The 18,247-nt window shown below is 69.3% G+C and carries 15 protein-coding genes; 12 read left to right on the forward strand and 3 right to left on the reverse strand.

The features are described 5' to 3' along the window. Positions 1 to 25: 25 nt before the first annotated feature. Entirely contained in the window at positions 26 to 1,678 is a 1,653-nt protein-coding gene (locus O9255_RS03255) for a tetratricopeptide repeat protein (RefSeq protein WP_297865401.1), read from the reverse strand. A 95-nt stretch (positions 1,679 to 1,773) separates the two neighbouring features. Between O9255_RS03255 and O9255_RS03260 the strand changes: the two genes are divergently transcribed. The 12 genes from O9255_RS03260 to O9255_RS03315 all read left to right on the forward strand — a co-directional run bounded on the left by O9255_RS03260 (position 1,774) and on the right by O9255_RS03315 (position 16,282). Then, positions 1,774 to 2,835, forward strand: coding sequence for an acyltransferase (locus tag O9255_RS03260; RefSeq protein WP_297865402.1), 1,062 nt, complete (start codon positions 1,774 to 1,776; stop codon positions 2,833 to 2,835). 81 nt (positions 2,836 to 2,916) lie between these two features. Next, a complete protein-coding gene (locus tag O9255_RS03265) occupies positions 2,917 to 4,293 on the forward strand; it encodes a pyridoxal-phosphate dependent enzyme (protein WP_297865403.1) in 1,377 nt (458 codons plus the stop codon). A gap of 34 nt (positions 4,294 to 4,327) precedes the next feature. Further along, positions 4,328 to 5,485, forward strand: a complete 1,158-nt coding sequence (locus tag O9255_RS03270; protein ID WP_297865404.1) for a cystathionine gamma-synthase — start codon at positions 4,328 to 4,330, stop codon at positions 5,483 to 5,485. Beyond that, positions 5,482 to 6,288 (forward strand): ABC transporter permease, encoded by an 807-nt coding sequence (locus O9255_RS03275; protein WP_297865405.1) that lies wholly within the window; start codon positions 5,482 to 5,484, stop codon positions 6,286 to 6,288. The genes O9255_RS03270 and O9255_RS03275 overlap by 4 nt, the downstream gene beginning before the upstream one ends. Continuing rightward, positions 6,278 to 7,603: an ABC transporter ATP-binding protein gene (locus O9255_RS03280; protein WP_297865406.1), complete on the forward strand. Its 1,326-nt coding sequence runs from the start codon at positions 6,278 to 6,280 to the stop codon at positions 7,601 to 7,603. The genes O9255_RS03275 and O9255_RS03280 overlap by 11 nt, the downstream gene beginning before the upstream one ends. Beyond that, positions 7,600 to 9,171 carry a hypothetical protein gene (locus O9255_RS03285; protein ID WP_297865407.1) on the forward strand — a complete coding sequence of 524 codons (1,572 nt, stop codon included), beginning with the start codon at positions 7,600 to 7,602 and terminating at the stop codon, positions 9,169 to 9,171. Before O9255_RS03280 ends, O9255_RS03285 begins: the two co-directional genes overlap by 4 nt. A 5-nt stretch (positions 9,172 to 9,176) precedes the next feature. Then, a complete protein-coding gene (locus tag O9255_RS03290; RefSeq protein WP_297865655.1) occupies positions 9,177 to 11,414 on the forward strand; it encodes a glycosyltransferase family 2 protein in 2,238 nt (745 codons plus the stop codon). Between the two features lie 104 nt (positions 11,415 to 11,518). Then, complete coding sequence (locus O9255_RS03295) at positions 11,519 to 12,256, forward strand: CoA transferase subunit A (protein ID WP_297865408.1); 738 nt, start codon at positions 11,519 to 11,521, stop codon at positions 12,254 to 12,256. A gap of 1 nt (position 12,257) precedes the next feature. Further along, on the forward strand, positions 12,258 to 12,887 hold the full coding sequence (locus tag O9255_RS03300; RefSeq protein ID WP_297865409.1) for a CoA transferase subunit B: 630 nt from the start codon (positions 12,258 to 12,260) through the stop codon (positions 12,885 to 12,887). 93 nt (positions 12,888 to 12,980) lie between these two features. Next, positions 12,981 to 14,849: a DUF2142 domain-containing protein gene (locus O9255_RS03305; RefSeq protein WP_297865410.1), complete on the forward strand. Its 1,869-nt coding sequence runs from the start codon at positions 12,981 to 12,983 to the stop codon at positions 14,847 to 14,849. Positions 14,850 to 14,858: 9 nt separating this feature from the next. Continuing rightward, entirely contained in the window at positions 14,859 to 15,857 is a 999-nt protein-coding gene (locus O9255_RS03310; RefSeq protein WP_297865411.1) for a glycosyltransferase family 2 protein, read from the forward strand. Further along, positions 15,854 to 16,282 (forward strand): GtrA family protein, encoded by a 429-nt coding sequence (locus O9255_RS03315; RefSeq protein ID WP_297865412.1) that lies wholly within the window; start codon positions 15,854 to 15,856, stop codon positions 16,280 to 16,282. Before O9255_RS03310 ends, O9255_RS03315 begins: the two co-directional genes overlap by 4 nt. Here O9255_RS03315 and galE read toward each other — a convergent pair. Next, positions 16,251 to 17,279 carry a UDP-glucose 4-epimerase GalE gene (galE, locus tag O9255_RS03320; protein ID WP_297865656.1) on the reverse strand — a complete coding sequence of 343 codons (1,029 nt, stop codon included), beginning with the start codon at positions 17,277 to 17,279 and terminating at the stop codon, positions 16,251 to 16,253. The genes O9255_RS03315 and galE overlap by 32 nt on opposite strands. Before the next feature lie 11 nt (positions 17,280 to 17,290). Continuing rightward, a complete protein-coding gene (locus O9255_RS03325) occupies positions 17,291 to 18,229 on the reverse strand; it encodes an electron transfer flavoprotein subunit alpha/FixB family protein (RefSeq protein WP_297865413.1) in 939 nt (312 codons plus the stop codon). Between the last annotated feature and the right edge of the window lie 18 nt (positions 18,230 to 18,247).

Here is an 18,247-nt window from a genome sequence, read left to right on the forward strand (position 1 = left end):
CGAACGCTGTGTTGGCTGCCGGTCCTCAGGCGCCTCGACGTTGTTTTGCTCCCAGTCGCTCGTGAAGCTCACCGATGGCTCGACAGAACACCTCAGCGAAGCGCTCTGGTTTGGCGAAGTCTGCTTCGGCCACGCGCTTACGGAGACCGCGGCGCAGCTTGCGAAGCTCGGCGGTCGAGCGCGTTGCCTCTACCGCTTTTTCCACGTAAGCCTCGAGGTCATCGGTCAGCCAGTCGTCGAGGCCGAGGGCGCCGAGGATCATCGCGCCTTGCCGGGCCCACATCCCTTCACCGGCGAGGCTCAGCACCGGCACACCCATCCACAGCGCGTCGAGCGTGGACATCCCGCCGTTGAAGGGGAAGGGATCGAGGGCGACGTCGACACGGTGGAAGGCCGCGTAGTAGTCGGCGCGGCGGGTGTACCCTTCGAGGACCAATCGCTCGGCCGGAATGCCATAACTTGCGAAACCCTCGATGATCGCCGTGCGCGCGGCTGCATGGTCGAACTGGCGGCCCTTCAACAGCAAGCGGCTGTCCGGCGCGGCAGCAAGGATCCGCGCCCAGGTGGCGATGACCCGCGGATTGAGCTTAGCGATCGTGTTGAAACACCCGAACGTGAAGGGCGCATCGGTCGCGCAAGGCGGGTCGGACACGGGGGGCGCATCGGCCGGCGCGGTGAAGGGCAGGCGTGGCAGGGGTAGCCGCAGCAGCGACTCGACGTACTCGCCGTCGACGCCCGGCGGCGTCGACACGGCGTCGCTGACCACCGCGTCGATGGTGGCAAGGCCGGTGCTGTCGCCGTAGCCGAGCCAGCTGAGTTGCGTCGGCGCCGGCTTCAGCGCGAACAATCCGAGGCGGTGATGGCCGGTATGGCCAGAGAGGTCAATCAGGACGTCGATGCGGTCCTCACGCACTTGGCGGGCAGCGCTGAGGTCATCGGTGCCGCTGATGTCCACCCACTGGTCTACCTGCGTCTGCAGGCGGGCAGGCACCGGGTCGCCCGGTAGGCCGGGGCGATTGCTGTAGGCGCACAGCCACCAGCCGCGAGCGCGCAGGGCCGGCAGCAGGCCCTCTAGCAGCAGGCCCACCGGATGGTGGCGGAAGTCGCCCGAGACGAGGCCCACGCGCAGGGGGCCTGCATCGCGGTCCGGTGCAGGCGCCATTGGCGGGTGCGCCGCCGCAAGCGCCTCGCCGTAGCTGCGGTGCAGAGCGGCGACTTCGTCGCGGGCTACCTCGGGCAGGTACTGCATGGCCATCAGCAGGTTGCTGAAGACCACCGGCGTGAGACCGGGGCGCTTCAGGCTTTCGCGCAGCACTTCCGCGGCGGGACGAGCGAAGCCGAGGTCGAGTAGGGTCGACCCGAGGTTGTTTCGGGCATCGACCCAGTCCGGATTGGCGCGCAGCGCGTCTTCGAAGCAGGCGGCGGCATCCTCAAGCCGCCCAACAGCGTGGTAGGCGATGCCGAGGTTGTAGCGCGCCATCAACTCATGCGTTGCGGCCTGTTCGAGAAAGCGCAGGGCTTGGTCCGCCCGCCCGGTGTCGGTGAGGATGGCGCCAAGCAGGCTGGCGGCGCGGAACTCCCCCGGGCTTTCGGCGAGCAACCCGCGGCATTGCTCCTCAACCGTGGCAAGATCGCCGCGGCGCAGGGCGTCCATGGCTTGGGAGAGTCGGGGGGGCATGGGGGCGGTATGTCGTTCCATCGGGCATGTCCGTGCGTTTTTGAAGCCCATAGTGTCCAATGCGGGACCCGCCGAAGGCCACCCTTGCGCACGTGATGACCCACTCGGTACGCGGCGACACCCTGCCCGCCCTCGACGGCCTGCGCGGTCTGGCCGTGGGCATCGTGCTGATGTCGCACCTCGCCAACGCCGGCTTGCCGGTGTTGCCGGGCCTGAGCCTCTCCGGCATAGGCAAGAGCGGCGTTTACCTGTTCTTCGTGCTGAGTGCCTTTTTGCTGACGCGACTGCTGCTGCAGTGGCCTGTGGCGAACTGGCGGCGGGGCGCGAGTTGGGCGGATTACGCCTTGCGTCGGGTGTTGAGGATCTGGCCGCTCTACCTCGTGGTGCTGCTGGCCAGCGCGGTGATCAGCGCCACGGCCGTCGCGCCTTGGTGGCCTTACCCGATGGATGCCGTCGCGCTGCTGCGCCACCTCACGTTGCAGGAAGGCACCAGCGTGTTGTGGAGCATCCCGGTGGAGTTCCACTACTACCTCTGGTTGCCTCTGGTCGCATGGGTTTTGGCCGTGGCCCAGCGGGCCGGTGGCCTGCTGCTTGCTTCGGCACTGGCGACGTCGGCCGGCGTGGCGGTGATGATCCTCTGGCCCCCGTCAGCCTCACTCGTGAACGATGTGCGGCTCGGCCCCTACCTCGTGCTGTTCTTCGCTGGAGGGCTGGCCGCCCTGGTCTCGGTGCACCAGCCGACGCCCATGCCGCGGTCCGAGCGGGCCTTTGGATGGCTCGGCCTTCTGGCCCTGTTGGCCTTCGTGGCCACGGTGCCGGCCGTGGCGGCCGCGATCGGCGGCGGGGCGTTCCAGGCCGATCTCAACCATCGCTGGTTCGCCTTTTTCGCCGTCGCGTGGTCGGCCCTGCTGCTGGCCGTCGTGCATGGGCCGGCGCGGCTGCGCAGGCCCTTCGAGTGGCGGCCGCTGCGCTGGCTGGGCTGGGTGAGCTTCAGTGCCTACCTCTGGCATATGCCCGTGCTGGCGGTCGTCACGGGCCCCATGGGGCTGGCGGGCGCGCCGGCGTTGGCGGTGTTCGCCGTGTTGACGGCGCTGGTTTCGTGGGCCTCCTGGCGGCTCGTGGAGCGCCCCTTGCAGCGTGTGCGCTGGCCTCGGTAACCGCCAGCCGCGTCCGAGGCCGCCGGCAAGGGCGCCTAGGCCGACTGTTACAATCCGCCACCCTTTCGAACGCGCCTTGCCATGCCCGTCCACCAGAGCGTCCTCGAACTCGTCGGCAAGACGCCCATCGTCAAGGCCCGCAAGCTCGACACCGGTTTGTGCGAGCTGTACCTCAAGCTGGAGTGCATGAACCCGGGCGGCTCCATCAAGGACCGCATCGGCGTGACGATGATCGAGGCGGCCGAGAAGGCCGGGAAGATCCAGCCCGGCGCCACGCTGGTGGAGGGCACGGCGGGCAACACCGGCATCGGCTTGGCGCTGGCCGCGCAGCAGAAGGGCTACCGGCTGGTGCTGGTGGTGCCCGACAAGATGAGCCGCGAGAAGATCTTCAACCTCAAGGCCATGGGCGCCGAAGTGATCCTGACGCGCTCCGACGTGGCCAAGGGCCATCCGGATTACTACCAGGACCTCGCCGCGCGCATCGCCGCCGACACTCCGGGTGCCTACTTCATCAACCAGTTCGGCAACCCGGACAACCCGCTCACGCACGAGACGGTGACTGGCCCCGAGATCTGGGAACAGATGCAGGACGTGGGCGGAATGGACGCCATCGTCTTCGGCTGTGGCAGCTCGGGCACGATGACCGGCCTCTCGCGCTACTTCGCCAAGACTGCGCCGCACGTCGAGCTGGTGCTGGCCGATCCGGTCGGCTCCATCCTCACCAAGTACATCAACGAGGGCATCCTCGACACCAAATCGGGCAGCTGGCTGGTGGAGGGCATCGGCGAGGACTTCCTGCCGGACATTTCCGACTTCACCCGCGTCAAGAAGGCCTACGCGGTCTCCGACAAGGACAGCATGCTCGCCGGCCGCGAGTTGCTGGCGAAGGAGGGCGTGCTGGGTGGCTCTTCTTCCGGGACTTTGTTGGCCGCCGCGCTGCGCTACTGCCGCGAGCAGACCACGCCGAAGAAGGTGGTGGTGTTCGTCTGCGACACGGGCAACAAGTACCTGTCGAAGATGTACAACGACTACTGGATGCTCGACCAGGGCTTCCTCGACCGCCCGCAACACGGCGACCTGCGCGACCTGATCCTGCGCCCCTACGCTGCGCGCGACACCATCGTGGTCAGCCCGAACGACCTGCTCACCGTCGCCTACCAGCGCATGAAGCTGTACGACGTCTCGCAGCTGCCGGTGATCGAGAACGAGCGGATCGTCGGCATCCTCGACGAGAGCGACGTGCTGATGCACGTGCACGCCGACGAGGCGCGCTTCCGCGATCCGGTCTCCACGGCCATGGTCACCAAGCTGGAACTCGTCGACATGCGCTCGCCGATCAACAGCCTGATGGGCGTGTTCGAGCGTGGCCACGTGGCCATCGTGATGGACGGCCCGAAGTTCCTCGGCCTGATCACCCGCATCGATTTCCTGAACTACCTGCGCCGCAAGGTGCAGTGAGGCCGCGCGACGCGCGCCCCACGCGAGGACTGCCATGAGTGACACGAATTACGGCTTCGGCACGAAAGCCATCCACGCCGGCCAGAGCCCCGACCCGAGCACGGGCGCGGTGATGGTGCCGATCTACGCCACCTCGACCTACGTGCAGGAAAGCCCCGGCGTGCACCAGGGCTACGAGTACTCGCGCAGCCACAACCCGACGCGCTTCGCCTACGAGCGCTGCGTGGCGGCCTTGGAGGGCGGCCGGAACGGCTACGCCTTCGCCTCCGGGCTCGCTGCCACCTCGACCATCCTCGAGCTGCTGGATTCCGGCAGCCACGTGGTGGCGATGGACGACGTCTACGGCGGTACCTACCGCCTGTTCGAGCGCGTGCGCCGGCGCAGCGCGGGCCTCGACTTCTCGTGGGTCGACCTCTCGGATCTCGATGCGTTCGAGGCGGCCATCCGACCCAACACGCGGATGGTGTGGATCGAAACGCCCACCAATCCCACGCTGAAGCTGGTCGACATCGCCGCGGTGGCCGAGCGCGCGAAGAAGCGCGGCCTGATCGTGGTGGTCGACAACACTTTCTGTTCGCCGGCGTTGCAGCAGCCGATCGCGCTGGGTGCGGACATCGTCATGCACTCGGCGACGAAGTACATCAACGGCCACAGCGATATCGTTGGCGGCCTCGCGGTGGTGGGTGATCGCGCCGACCTCGCCGAGCAGATGACCTTCCTGCAGAACGCCGTCGGCGCCGTGCAGGGGCCGTTCGACAGCTTCCTCGCGCTGCGGGGCCTGAAGACCCTGCACCTGCGCATGAAGGCGCATTGCGAGAACGCGCAGGCCATCGCCGAGTTCCTCGAGCACCACCCGGCCGTGGAGCGCGTGGCCTATCCGGGCCTGAAGGCGCACCCGCAGTACGCGCTGGCCCAGCGGCAGATGAAGGGCCCGGGCGGCATGGTCAGCGTGTGGCTGAAGGGCGGTTTCGAGGCGGCCAAGCGCTTCATGGAGCGCACCGAGCTGTTCGCCTGTGCCGAGAGCCTCGGCGGCGTCGAGAGCCTCGCCAACCATCCGGCAGTGATGACCCACGCCAGCGTGCCGGCCGAACGCCGCGCGGCGCTGGGCGTCACCGACAACCTGGTGCGACTGTCGGTCGGCGTGGAAGATCTCGCGGACCTGCGTGCCGAGCTGGAGCGGGCGCTCGGGTGAGCAGGGCCGCGGCCTCGCTGTTGCCCCTCGGGGCGCGGGAGCGCTCCCTGGCGTGGGAGCTCAGCAAGCGCGAGATCGTGGGGCGCTATCGCGGGGCCTCGTTCGGCGTGCTCTGGGCGCTACTCCAGCCTTTCCTGATGCTGGGGGTGCTGACGCTGGCCTTCGGCGAAGTCCTGGGCTCACGCTGGCCCGGCGCCGAAGGCACGGCGGGCTTCGCCATCATCCTGTTCGTCGGACTGATGGTGCATGGCGTGCTTGCCGAGTGCCTCGGAAAGGCCTGCACGCTCATCACCGCGAACGCCAGTTACGTCAAGAAGGTGGTTTTTCCGATCGAGCTGCTGGCCTGGCCGGTGCTGGCCTCGGCGGTGTTCCATTTCCTCGCCAACGCGCTGGTGCTGGCCGGCATGCTGCTGCTCGTGGGGCGCACGCCGCCGCCCACCCTGTTGCTCCTGCCTGTCGTGCTGCTGCCGATGGTGCTGCTGTGCCTTGGCCTCGTCTGGGCGCTCGCGTCCTTGAGCGTCTACGTCCGTGACGTGCAGTACGTGGTGCCGCCCCTCGTCACCGCGACGATGTTCCTTTCCTCGGTGATCGTCCCGCCCGACGCCGTGCCCGAGGCCTGGCGCTTTGTCTTCGAGGGCAATCCGCTGACGCCGGTCGTTGATGCCGCACGTGCCGTGGCTCTCGCCGGCACGATGCCCGACTGGTCGGCGTTGGCGGTGCAGGGCGCCATCGGCCTCGTCGTGGCGATCACGGGCGCGGCGCTGTTCCTGCGCCTGCGCCGGGGGTTCGCCGATGTCCTCTGAGCCGGTGGTCCGCGTCCGCGGGCTGGGCAAGCGCTATGAGCGCTTCGCCAGTCCCTCGCGGCGCCTCCTCGCGTTGCTGGGCGGCCCGCGTCGTTCGCAGGCGCATTGGGCCCTGCGTGGCGTCGACCTCGAGGTGCGGCCCGGCGAGACCGTCGGCCTGCTCGGGCGCAACGGCTCGGGCAAGTCCACCTTCCTGCAGATGGTCTGCGGCACGCTCGAACCCACCGAGGGGAGCGTCGAGGTACGGGGCCGCGTCGCCGCCCTGCTCGAACTCGGGGCCGGCTTCAATCCGGAATTCAGCGGCCGCGAGAACGTCTACCTAAACGCCTCGATGCTCGGCCTCAGCCGCGCCGAGACCGAGCGCCATTTCCAGGCCATCGTTGATTTCGCCGACATCGGCGACTATCTCGACGAGCCGGTGCGCACCTATTCCAGCGGCATGTTCGTGCGGCTCGCGTTCGCCGTTGCTGTCGCGGTGGAGCCCGACCTGCTGGTGGTGGACGAAGCGCTGGCCGTCGGCGACGAGGCGTTCCAGCGCAAGTGCTTCGCCCGCATCGAGCAGATGAAGGCGCGCGGTGCCGCCATCCTGTTCGTGTCGCACGCGACCGCCGCGGTCGTGCAGCTCTGCGATCGGGCCGTGCTGCTCGATGCCGGGGAGGTCCTCGCCGTCGGGGCGCCCAAGGCGGTCGTCGCGGCCTACCAGAAGGTGCTGTACGGCGCGCCGGAGCGGCGGGCCGCGCTGCTGGCGGAGCTGCGCGCCGGCCGATGGGAGACGGCGCCGGGCAGCGGCGTTGGCGCCCCGGCGATGAGTGCGCGCTTCGATCCCGGACTCGTGCCGGAAAGCACCGTGCACTACGAATCGCGCGGTGCCCGCATCGAATCCCCCGAACTCGTCGATGCCGAGGGTCGAGCGGTGAATGTGCTCGCCCCGGGCGAGTGCTACCGCTATCGTTTCCGTGTCCGTTTCGACCAGGCCGCGCGCTTCGTCCACTTTGGCATGCTGATCAAGTCCACCAGCGGCGTCGAACTCTGCGGTGTCGATTCCCACCCCCACGGCGAAGGTGTCGATGCCGTGCCTGCTGGCAGCGTCGTCGACGTGGCCTTTCCGTTCCGTGCCTCTCTGCTGCCCGGCACTTACTTCCTCAATGCCGGCTGCGTCGGGTGGCTGGATGGCGAGGGCGAAACCTACCTCCATCGCATCGTCGACGCGTTGGCGTTCCGGATCGAAGCGGCCGGATCGCCCACGCGGCGCTCGGGCTTCTTTGACCTCGCGCTCGAGCCTGCCTGCGAGTACGCCATCGGAGCTGCACCATGAACACGACGGAACGTCCCACGGCCCTCGTGGTCCTTGGCATGCATCGCAGTGGCACATCGGCGGTGGCAGGGGCCCTGGTCGCGCGCGGCGCGCACGCCGGCAACGCCCTCTTGCCCTCGACCTCGGACAACGCGAATGGCTATTTCGAGGACGCGCGCCTGGTTGCGGCGAGCGACGCCCTGCTGGCATCCGCCGGATTGACCTGGGACGAGCCCGGCCCGCTGTCGCGTCCGATCGTGGCTCCAGAAGCGCAGGCGGCGATGGTCGAGGTGTTCTGCGCACTGCGCGGGCGTTCGACGCCTGCTGTCGTCAAGGACCCGCGCGCCTGCCGCTTGGTGCCGGAATGGTCGCAGGCCATGGCCGAGGCCGGCCTTCGTCCCGCCTACCTGATCGTGCTGCGAGATCCACGCGAGGTCGCGGCCTCCTTGCAGGCCCGCGACGGCATGTCGGCCTACCGCGCAGGCCGGCTTTGGCTTGAACATCTGTTGGAAGCTGAACTCGCCACACGCGGCGCGGCCCGCGTCTTCATCGACTTCCAGGACCTGGTGCAGGCACCGGACGCCACTCTGGACACGGCGCTTGGCGTGTTGGGGCTCGGCGACGTGCTGCGCCCGGATGTCGCGCGCGGCACCGGTGTCGACGCCCGGCTTCGCCGACAGCGTGCCGAAGGCGGGGAGGGCGAGGTCTTCGCCGAGCGCGTTTACGCGTTCGCCAAAGGCTGCCTGGGCACGGCGGGCGACGGCGCGGTGGTCGCGGCGGCATTCGACGCCTTCCGGGTTCGCTGGCTCGAGGATGCGGAGAGCGCGCGCGCCGCGCTGCTCGATGCCCGGGCGCGCGAGGGCCGCGAACGCGAGGACGCCTTGCGCCTGCTCCGCGAAGTCCGCAATGGACTGGCCTTGGCCGACGCCTGGGAAAAGGCGCCGTCACGGGCGCCGAATCCGCGCGTCTACTGGCGTGCCCTTGATGCGGCGCATTCAGAGGACCGTTCGTTCGCCGCCCGTGCGCAGGCCGACGGTGGCTTTGTCGCGACGGTTGGTGGCCCCGGGATTGGCGTGGATCGCCTGCGCCTCGATCCGGACGACCGCGCGGGCGTGTTCGAGATCACCGCGCTCGTCGTTGCCGGCGTCCCGGTGACGGACCTGCCGGCGGCCGTCGTCGCCTGCAACGGCGTCGTGCGCCCGACCGCGGGCGGACTCTTGCTTGTCGCCACCGACGATGATCCGTGGATCGAGATCGCGCTCGGGTCCATGGCGCCGGCCGGAACCAGCGTGCCCGTCCGATTTGACCTGCGTGGCCGCGGACTGCCCGAGTTGCTCTGGTCCTTGGTCGAGCAGGAAGCCATCGGTGCGACTCGCCTTCGCGAGCTCGAGGCGCTCACCCAGGACCTCGCCGAGCGGCGCGCTGCTGATGCTGCTGCGGCGCAAGCAGAGGCGGCCGTCGTCCTGGACGCTCTGGATCGCCTTGCGCGACAGTCCGCGGAAATCCTGGGTTGGACGCGGCGCCGGACCTTCCGGTACTGGTGGCGGCGCTGGCGCGGCAAGGTGGAGACGCCCGAGGGCACGCCGTGAGGCCGATGCTGCAGCCGCTGGCCAACTTGAAGGCAGTGGAGGAGCACGACGGTCTGTGGGCGTCCGAAGGCGCCGATCCGCAGTTCCTCGTCGTTCGCAACGGCCACGCCTTCGCCTGTACCGGCGGCTGGTACCGGCTTCGGCTGCGCCTCGTCGCGCGCGAGGGCGCCATTCTGGCGCCCTGCCTTTACCCCGACTACGGCGGCGGAATGACCGAACTGGAGCGCATTCCGCTGGGATCGCCGGATGCCGACGGCTGGATCGACGTGCTGGTGCGCTTCAAGTACGCGGTCCGCGCGCTGCGGCTCGACCCGACCGCGGTCGAGGCGCATTTCGTGGCCACGGGCTTCAGCCTGCGCCGTCGCCACCGCCCGGCGGCCATGGTCGGCATGCTGCGCGACATCGCTCGCTCGCCCCGCGGCGGTCGCCGGATGGCAGTCCGATTGGCCATGGCGACCGTGCGCGACTTGGCAAGGGGCAGGTTGGGCGCCGCTGGCGAGCGCTTGTTGCGAGGTTACTCGGCGCTGCAGGTGGACGGGCAGGACGACTACACGGCCTGGTGCGCGCGCTTCGCCCCACCGTTGAGCAAGAGCGAGGCTGCGCAGCGCTGCGCGCGCCTTTCGGCGAGGCCGGTGATCGCAGTGCTGATGCCGGTCTACAACCCGCCGGAGCGCTGGTTGCGTCGGGCGATCGACAGCGTGCGCGCGCAGTCCTACCCGCACTGGCAGTTGTGCATCGCCGACGACGCGTCGCCGGCACCACACGTGGCCCGGGTGCTTGCCGAAGTCGCCGCATCCGACCCGCGCATCCGCGTGGTCCGTCGTGCGGAGAACGGCCACATCTCCGAGGCCTCGAACAGCGCGCTCGCCCTCGTGGATGGCGAGTTCGTGGCCCTGCTGGATCACGACGACGAGCTCCACCCGGATGCCCTTCTGCACGTCGCCGAGGCGATCGCCCGCCATCCGTCGGCGGGCGTGCTGTATTCCGACGAAGACAAGATCGACGAGCACGGCCGCCGCTACGAGCCCTACTTCAAGCCGCGCTTCGATCCCGACCTGCTCCTCGGGCAGAACTGCGTGTCCCACCTCGGCGTCTACCGCACCGAGCTGATGCGCGCGGTCGGCGGATTCCGCAAGGGCTACGAGGGCTCGCAGGATTGGGACCTCGCTTTGCGCTGCATCGAGCGCTGTGGCGCGGCGAACGTCGTTCACCTGCCCCACGTGCTCTACCACTGGCGTTCGATCGAAGGCTCGACAGCGCTGGCCGTCTCGGAGAAGTCATACGTGGTCGACGCCGGCCGCCGCGCGGTCGCCGACCACCTCGCGCGCACCGGCATCGAAGCGGAGGTGCAGGTGCTCGCCGGCGGCCACCTGGCGGTGCGCCGACCGCTGCCGTCGCCGGCGCCGCGGGTGAGCCTCGTCATTCCGACCCGCGACCGTGTCGACCTGCTGCGCCAGTGCGTGGACAGCGTGCTGCGGCGTTCGACCTATCCGGACTTCGAGATCCTCGTCGTCGACAACCACAGCGTCGAGCCTGAGACGCTGGCGTACTTCGAGTCGCTGGCTTCAGAGCCCCGCGTGACCGTGCTGCGCTACCCGCACCCGTTCAACTACTCGGCGATCAACAACTTCGCCGTGCGCCACGCGACGGGCGAAGTCCTGTGCCTGCTCAACAACGACATCGAGGTCATCACGCCGGGCTGGCTCGAGGAGATGGTGGCCCAAGCGCTGCGGCCCCGCATCGGTGCGGTGGGCGCGATGCTCTACTACCCCGATGACAGCATCCAGCACGCGGGCGTGCTGCTGGGGTTCTCCGGCGTGGCCGGCCATTTGTATGCCGGTTGGCCGCGCGGCACCGGCGGTCACATGGGGCGCGCACGCCTCGTGCAGCGCCTGAGCGCCGTCACCGCGGCGTGCCTGGTCGTGCGCCGCGCGCTGTGGGACGAGGTGGGGGGGCTCGACGAGCAGCTCGCTGTCGCATTCAACGACATCGATTTCTGCCTCCGACTCGACGTGAAGGGGCATACCAACCTATGGACTCCGCATGCGGAGCTCTATCACCACGAGTCGGCGTCTCGTGGCAAGGAGGACACCCCGGAGAAACAGGCGCGCTTCAAGGCCGAGGTCGATTTCATGCTGCAGCGCTGGGGCGCGCGCCTCGCGGACGACCGCGCGTACAACCTCAACCTGTGCCTCACCTCGACGCCCTTCGCGCTCGCGTCGCCCCCGCGCACGGCGCCCTGAGTAGGCGGCGGGTCGGGCGCTAGCCCGAACGTCCAGTCCGCGGGCGCCCAAGCTACGGTGGCGCGCCGGTATCATTGGTGTCTCCGGTTCCACAGGCCGATGCCATGACGCCCCCGAATCCGGCGCAGACCCCGCGCCGAAGCAAACTCTACAGTTCCGCTGCCGAGGCCCTGCAAGGCCTCGTCGCCGACGGCCAGACCCTCGCGGTCGGCGGCTTCGGCCTGTGCGGTATCCCCGAGGCCCTGATCGCCGCGCTGCGCGATTCGGGCGCCAGGAACCTCACCGCGATCTCGAACAACGCCGGTGTCGACGGCTTCGGCCTCGGCCAGCTGCTCGCCACGCGGCAGATCCGCAAGATGATTTCGAGCTACGTGGGCGAGAACAAGGAATTCGAGCGGCAGTTCCTCGCCGGTGAACTCGAACTCGAGTTCAACCCGCAGGGCACGCTGGCCGAGCGCTTGCGCGCTGGCGGCGCGGGCATCCCCGCGTTCTACGTGCGCACCGGCTACGGCACGATCGTTGCCGAAGGCAAGGAGACGCGGCAGTTCGGCGAGCACTGGTACGTGATGGAGACGGCGCTGCACGCCGACGTCTCGCTGGTGAAGGCGTGGAAGGCCGACACCGCCGGCAACCTCGTCTTCCGCAAGACCTCGCGCAACTTCAACCCCGCCTGCGCGATGGCCGGCAAGGTCTGCGTGGCGGAAGTGGAAGAGCTCGTGGAGGTCGGCGCGATCGACCCGGACCACGTGCACCTGCCCGGCATCTACGTCGACCGCATCGTGGTCAATGCCACGCCCGAGAAGCGCATCGAGCAGCGCACGACCCGCGAAGGAGTGAAGTGACATGCCCTGGACCCGCGACGAGATGGCGCAGCGCGCCGCCCGCGAACTCACCGACGGCGCCTACGTGAACCTCGGCATCGGCCTGCCGACGCTGGTGGCCAACCACATTCCCGAGGGCATGGACGTGTGGCTGCAGAGCGAGAATGGCCTGCTCGGCATTGGCCCGTTCCCGACGGAAGGCGAAGTCGACGCCGACCTGATCAATGCCGGCAAGCAGACGGTCACGGCGCGCGCCGGCGCCAGCTTCTTCGGCAGCCACGACAGCTTCGCGATGATCCGCGGCGGCCACATCGACCTCGCCATCCTCGGCGCCATGCAGGTGACCGACAAAGGCGATCTCGCCAACTGGATGGTGCCCGGCAAGATGGTGAAGGGCATGGGCGGTGCGATGGATCTGGTCGCTGGCGTCAAGCGCGTGGTCGTGCTGATGGAGCACACGGCCAAGGGCGGCGAGCACAAGATCGTGCCCGCGTGCACCCTGCCGCTCACCGGCGTGGGCGTGGTCAATCGCATCATCACCGAGCTTGGCGTGTTCGATGTCGGCCCGAGCGGCTTCCGCGTCGTCGAGCTGGCGCCGGGCGTCGAGCACGACGAAGTGCGGGAGAAAACCGGCGTCCCCCTGCTGGCCTAGTCGCGCACCACGCCCGGGCGACCCGTCGCGGCCAGCGGGTAGAATCCGCGGATGGAACGGATTTCTGCCCTTGCGGTCCGCTGGATCGCGCTTGTGCTTTGGGTGCTCGCCGCTGCGATGTCGGCACCCGGCGCGGCAAGGACGAGCCCCGCTAATCCGCCGCTCGCGGTCGACTCCCTCGTCCACGATCCCGATCGCGGGGAGCTTCGAGGCGAAGGCTGGTTGGTTCCGGCAAATCCCGCTCGTCAGGCCGCGCGCGTCCAGGTGGATGGCGCCGGTGTTTCGGCACTCGTCGAGCTCGATCCCGTGCGTCGCCCCGATGTCGCTCAGGCCATCGGTCGTGCCGACGCGCTCGAAGCGGGCTGGCGATTCCGCACAGCCCTCGAAGTGCCGGGGCCCCCGGGCCCGCTGAACCTGCGCTTCCTCGATGCCGACGGCGCGGTGCTGGCCGAAGTCGCCTCGGTTGCCGTAGCCCAGGTGGCCATCCAGCACGGGGCGCAGCGCCACTGGATCGTCGCATGGGCGATGCTGGTCGTGTTGGCCGCAGGCCTCGTGCTTCGGCATCTGCGACTGCGCCGCCTTGCCGCGCCCACAACGGGCCGCTTGGATGGCGAAGGCGGACCATCCACCGCCCTGATCCCGGCGGCGATCGTCCTCGCCTGCGCGGTGGTGGTGGGCGCGATCGCACCGCCCTTCCAGTCCCCGGACGAGTTCGACCATGTCGAGCGCGCCTACTTCCTGTCCAAGGGGCAGTGGCTGCTGACGACCTCGTCGCGTCAGGTGTCCGGCGGATGGGTCGACGACGGCCTCGTCGACTACATGGGCCATTTCGAATCGCTGCCATTCAAGGCCGAGCAGCGGATCGACCGCGAACGGCTGCTGGCCTCCCAGGAGGTCGCGTGGCAGGGCACGCATCGGTTCGCCGAGGCGCCGGGCACGGGCTACTACCTGCCGCTGGTGTACCTGCCGCAGGCGGTGGCCCTCGCGCTCGGGGAGCGGGCCGGTGCAAGCGTGGATGCCAGCTACCGGCTTGCCCGGCTTGCCTCGGGCGTCGTCGCTGCGCTCCTCTTGTTCGCGGCGTTCCGGCGATGGCGGCCTTCCGCCTTCGCCATGGCCTTGCTGCTGATGCCGATGACCGTGTTCCAGTGGGCGGGCGCGGGCATCGACGCCTTGTCGATCGGCGCGTCTTGCCTCGCCCTGTCGCTTTGGCTTGAGAGCGAGCGTTCGGGCACGGCGCCGAGTGCGCGCCGGATCGTCGGGGTCGCGCTCCTGGTGGTTGCCGTGGTGGGATGCCGGATCCACCTCGCCCCGCTGCTCCTTCTGCCCGTGCTGATGCTGCGTCCCCTCCGGCCCCACCGCATCGCCCTCGGCCTGCTGCCTGCCTTGGTGGTCAGCGCCTGGGTGGTGATCGCCTTGGCTTCGACCCGGCATCCGCACCTGGCGGAGCTGTCGACCATGGACAAGCTGCTGATCTATGCGGGCGATCCTGCGAGCGTGCTCGAGCGGCTGTGGGCGACCGTCACCACCGCCAACCTGACCGCGTTTTACGGCCGGTCCTTCGTCGGCGTGTTGGGATGGCTCGACACGGCGCTGCCCGCGGCGACCTATGCGGCCTGGGGCATGCTGCTGGGGTCCGCCCTGGCTTGGTCCGTGGCCGTCGCCGACTGGGGCCGCGGCCTCGTTGCCCCTGCGCTCGCGCTCGTGATGGCCGTTGCCTCGGCCCTGATGGTGCCGTTGATGCTGCTGCTGATGTGGACGCCGATCGATGCGCCCGTCATCGACGGCATCCAGGGGCGCTACTTCCTCCTGCCCGCGCTCGTGCTCGCGATGGCGATTCCGACCGGCCGTGACGATCCTGCGCGATCGATCGATTCGGGAGTCGTCCTGCTCTTCTCCTGCGTCACGGCGCTTTACACCCTCCTCGTGACGCTGCCCGTGCTCGTCGCCCGCTACTACGGTTGATTCAGTCCGATGGTCGTTTCCGCATCGCCGCGCGTCGCCGTTGTCATCCCGAGCTACCGGGTCACCCGCCATGTCCTCGGCGTCATCGAGCGCATCGGCCCCGAAGTCGAGCGGATCTACGTGGTCGACGATGCCTGCCCCGACGGCAGTGGCGAACACGTCGCGAAGCACGGCACCGATCCGCGCGTGCGGGTGATCCGCCAGACGGAGAACGGTGGCGTCGGCGCCGCGGTCGTCACCGGCTATCGGGCGGCCATCGAGGAAGGCATGGACATCGTCGTGAAGATCGACGGCGACGGTCAGATGGATCCCGCGCTGCTGCCATCCTTCATCGACCCGATCCTGCGCGGCGAGGCCGACTATGCGAAGGGCAACCGCTTCTGGGACCTGCGGCACATCCGCCGCATGCCGCGGGTGCGGCGCTGGGGCAACCTCGGCTTGAGCTTCATGGCGAAGGCCAGCACCGGCTACTGGGACCTGTTCGACCCGACCAACGGCTACACGGCGCTGAGCGTGCCGGTCGCGGCCCTGCTGCCGCTCGACAGCCTGAGCCGTCGCTACTTCTTCGAGACCGACCTGCTGTTCCGTCTCGGCACCCTGCGCGCGGCCGTGGTCGATGTGCCGATGGATGCCTTCTACGGCGACGAGACCAGCCACCTCGACGTGCGCCGCGCGGTTTTCGAATTCGGCGCGAAGCACCTGCGCAACTTCGGCAAGCGCGTGTCGTACAACTATTTCCTGCGCGACCTGTCCATCGCCTCGCTGGAGCTGGTGGCGGCGGTCCTGCTGATCGCTTTCGCGCTCGCTTTCGGCGGTTACCACTGGCTGCTGTCGATCCAGTCCGGGACGCCGGCCACGGTCGGCACCGTGATGCTGCCCGCTCTGGCGATGGTGAGTGGCCTGCAGTTCCTGCTCGCCTTCCTCGCCTACGACATCGGGACCATGCCGCGTCGCGCGCTGCATCCCCTGCTGTCCGCTTCGCGCCGTCGCCTCGAAACGCGGCGATGAAGAGCGCCATCGAGCGCTGCGCGCGCTGGCTCCGGTCGGGCGAGGGCGGGCGGCAACTCTCGGGGTACGCCCTGGTCGGCGTGCTGCAGCTGCTGGTCGACTGGGGTGCCTACGTCGGGCTCACCGCGCTCGGCGTGCCGACCTTGCTCGCGAACCCTGGCGCGCGCGCGATCGGCGCCTTGCTCGGTTATCTCGGCAATGGCGCCTACACCTTCCGCCAGCCGGAGGGACAGCATCGCCTCGGGCGCGGCAGCCTGGCGCGCTTCGTCCTGCTCTGGCTGGTGCTCACCGCGGCGAGCACGGCCGCGTTGGCGGTGATCGACGTGGCCGGCGGCCTCGGCTGGGCCTGGGTGCTCAAGCCGGTCGTCGACCTCGGCCTCGCGGGTGTCGCCTTCATCGCCTCGCGGCTGTGGGTGTATCGCTGAGACCCTGCTGCCACCGCCACGCATCGGCGCACATCGCATCGACGCCGCGGCTCGCCTTCCAGCCCAAGACCTTTTCGGCCAGCGCGGGATCCGCCCAGCACTCCGCTGAATCGCCCGGGCGGCGCGCCACGCGCTTGTGCGGGATGGGCCGGCCGACGGCGCGGCTGAAGGCCTCGATCACCTCCAGCACGGAGAAGCCGTTGCCGGTGCCGAGGTTGACGGTGATCTCGCGGTCCCCGCCGTCGCGCAGCGCGCGCAGCGCGGCGACGTGTGCCTGCGCCAGGTCGACCACGTGGATGTAGTCGCGCACGCCGGTGCCGTCGCGCGTGGGGTAGTCATCGCCGAAGACGCTGATCTCGGCGCGAAGGCCAGCGGCCGTCTGCGCGACGAAGGGCACGAGGTTGTTCGGCACGCCGCGCGGCAGTTCGCCGATCAGCCCGCTCTCGTGGGCGCCGGCCGGATTGAAGTAGCGCAGGATCGCCGCACGCAAGAGGCTGCCGGGAGCAGCCAGCAGGTCGCGGATCACGCGCTCCATGACCAGCTTGGTCTGGCCGTAGGGGTTCGTGGCGCCGAGTGGCGCGTCCTCTCGGATCGGGCAGGACTCCGGGTTGCCGTAGACGGTGGCCGAACTGCTGAACACCAAGTGGTGGCAGCCGTGCTCCTGCATGGCCTGCAGCAGGGCCAGCGTGCCGCCGACGTTGTTGCGGTGGTAGCGCAGCGGCTGCTGAACGCTCTCGCCGACGGCCTTCAGAGCGGCGAAGTGGATCACCGCGTCGGGCTTCACCGCGGCGAAGCAGGCCTGCAGGGCCGCCTCGTCGAGCAGGTTGAGTTCGGTGTGCGGGATCTCGCGACCGCACAGCGTGGCGAGGCGCTGGAGGATCCAGCGCTCGCTGTTGCAGAAGTTGTCGACGACGTGCACGTCGAAGCCGGCCGCGACCAGCTCCACGACGGTGTGCGAACCGATGTAGCCCGCGCCGCCCGTCACCAACACCTTCATGCGCTCGGCCATCAGCCCAGCGCCTTCTCGAGCTCCGGCACGAGGGTGAACAGGTCACCGACGAGGCCGATGTCGGCGATCTCGAAGATCGGCGCGTCGCCGTCCTTGTTGATCGCGACGATGGTGCCCGCGTCCTTGATGCCCGTCAGGTGCTGGATGGCGCCCGAGATGCCGATGGCGACGTAGAGCTCCGGCGCGATGATCTTGCCGGTCTGGCCGACCTGCATGTCGTTCGGCACGTAGCCGGCATCGACCGCGGCGCGCGAGGCGCCGACGCCGGCGCCCATCTTGTCGGCCAGCGAGTAGATGATCGAGAAGGCTTCCGCCGAGCCCAGCGCGCGGCCGCCGGAGACGACCTTGCTGGCGCTCTGCAGGTCCGGGCGGTCGCTCTTGCCAGCCGCCAGGCCCTTGAAGCGCGTGTGCGTCGGCAGGGCGACATCGACCGTCGCGGCTTCGATCGCGGCGCTGCCGCCGTTGCCGGTGGCCGGCCACGAGGCCGGACGCACGGTGGCGACGACGGTGCGATCGGCCGGCGCGGTGACCGAGATGATGGCGTTGCCGGCGTAGATCGGGCGCTTGAACGCGTGTGGGCCGTCCACGGCCATCAGGTCGGAGACCTGGGCCACGCCGAGCAGGGCGGCGACGCAGGGCGCGACGTCCTTGCCGAAGGTGGTGGAAGGCAGCAGCACGTGCGAGTAGCCGGCCGCGAGCTTGGCGATCTGCGGGGCGAGCACGGCGCTCAGCGCGTGCGCGTTCTCGGCGCGGGCGACGGTGATCACCTTGGCGACGCCGGCAATGCTCGCCGCTTCAGAGGCAATCGCGGCCGGGTCGGCGGCCAGCACGGCCACGTGGATCTCGCCGCCGATCTTCGCGGCGGCGGTGACGCAGCGCGCGGTGGCGGGGTTCAACTTGCCGTCGAGGTGCTCGGCGACGATCAGGATCTTGCTCATGTCATGTGCTCCGTCGTG

The sequence above is a fragment of the Silanimonas sp. genome (assembly GCF_027530345.1).
GTDB lineage: Bacteria > Pseudomonadota > Gammaproteobacteria > Xanthomonadales > Xanthomonadaceae > Silanimonas.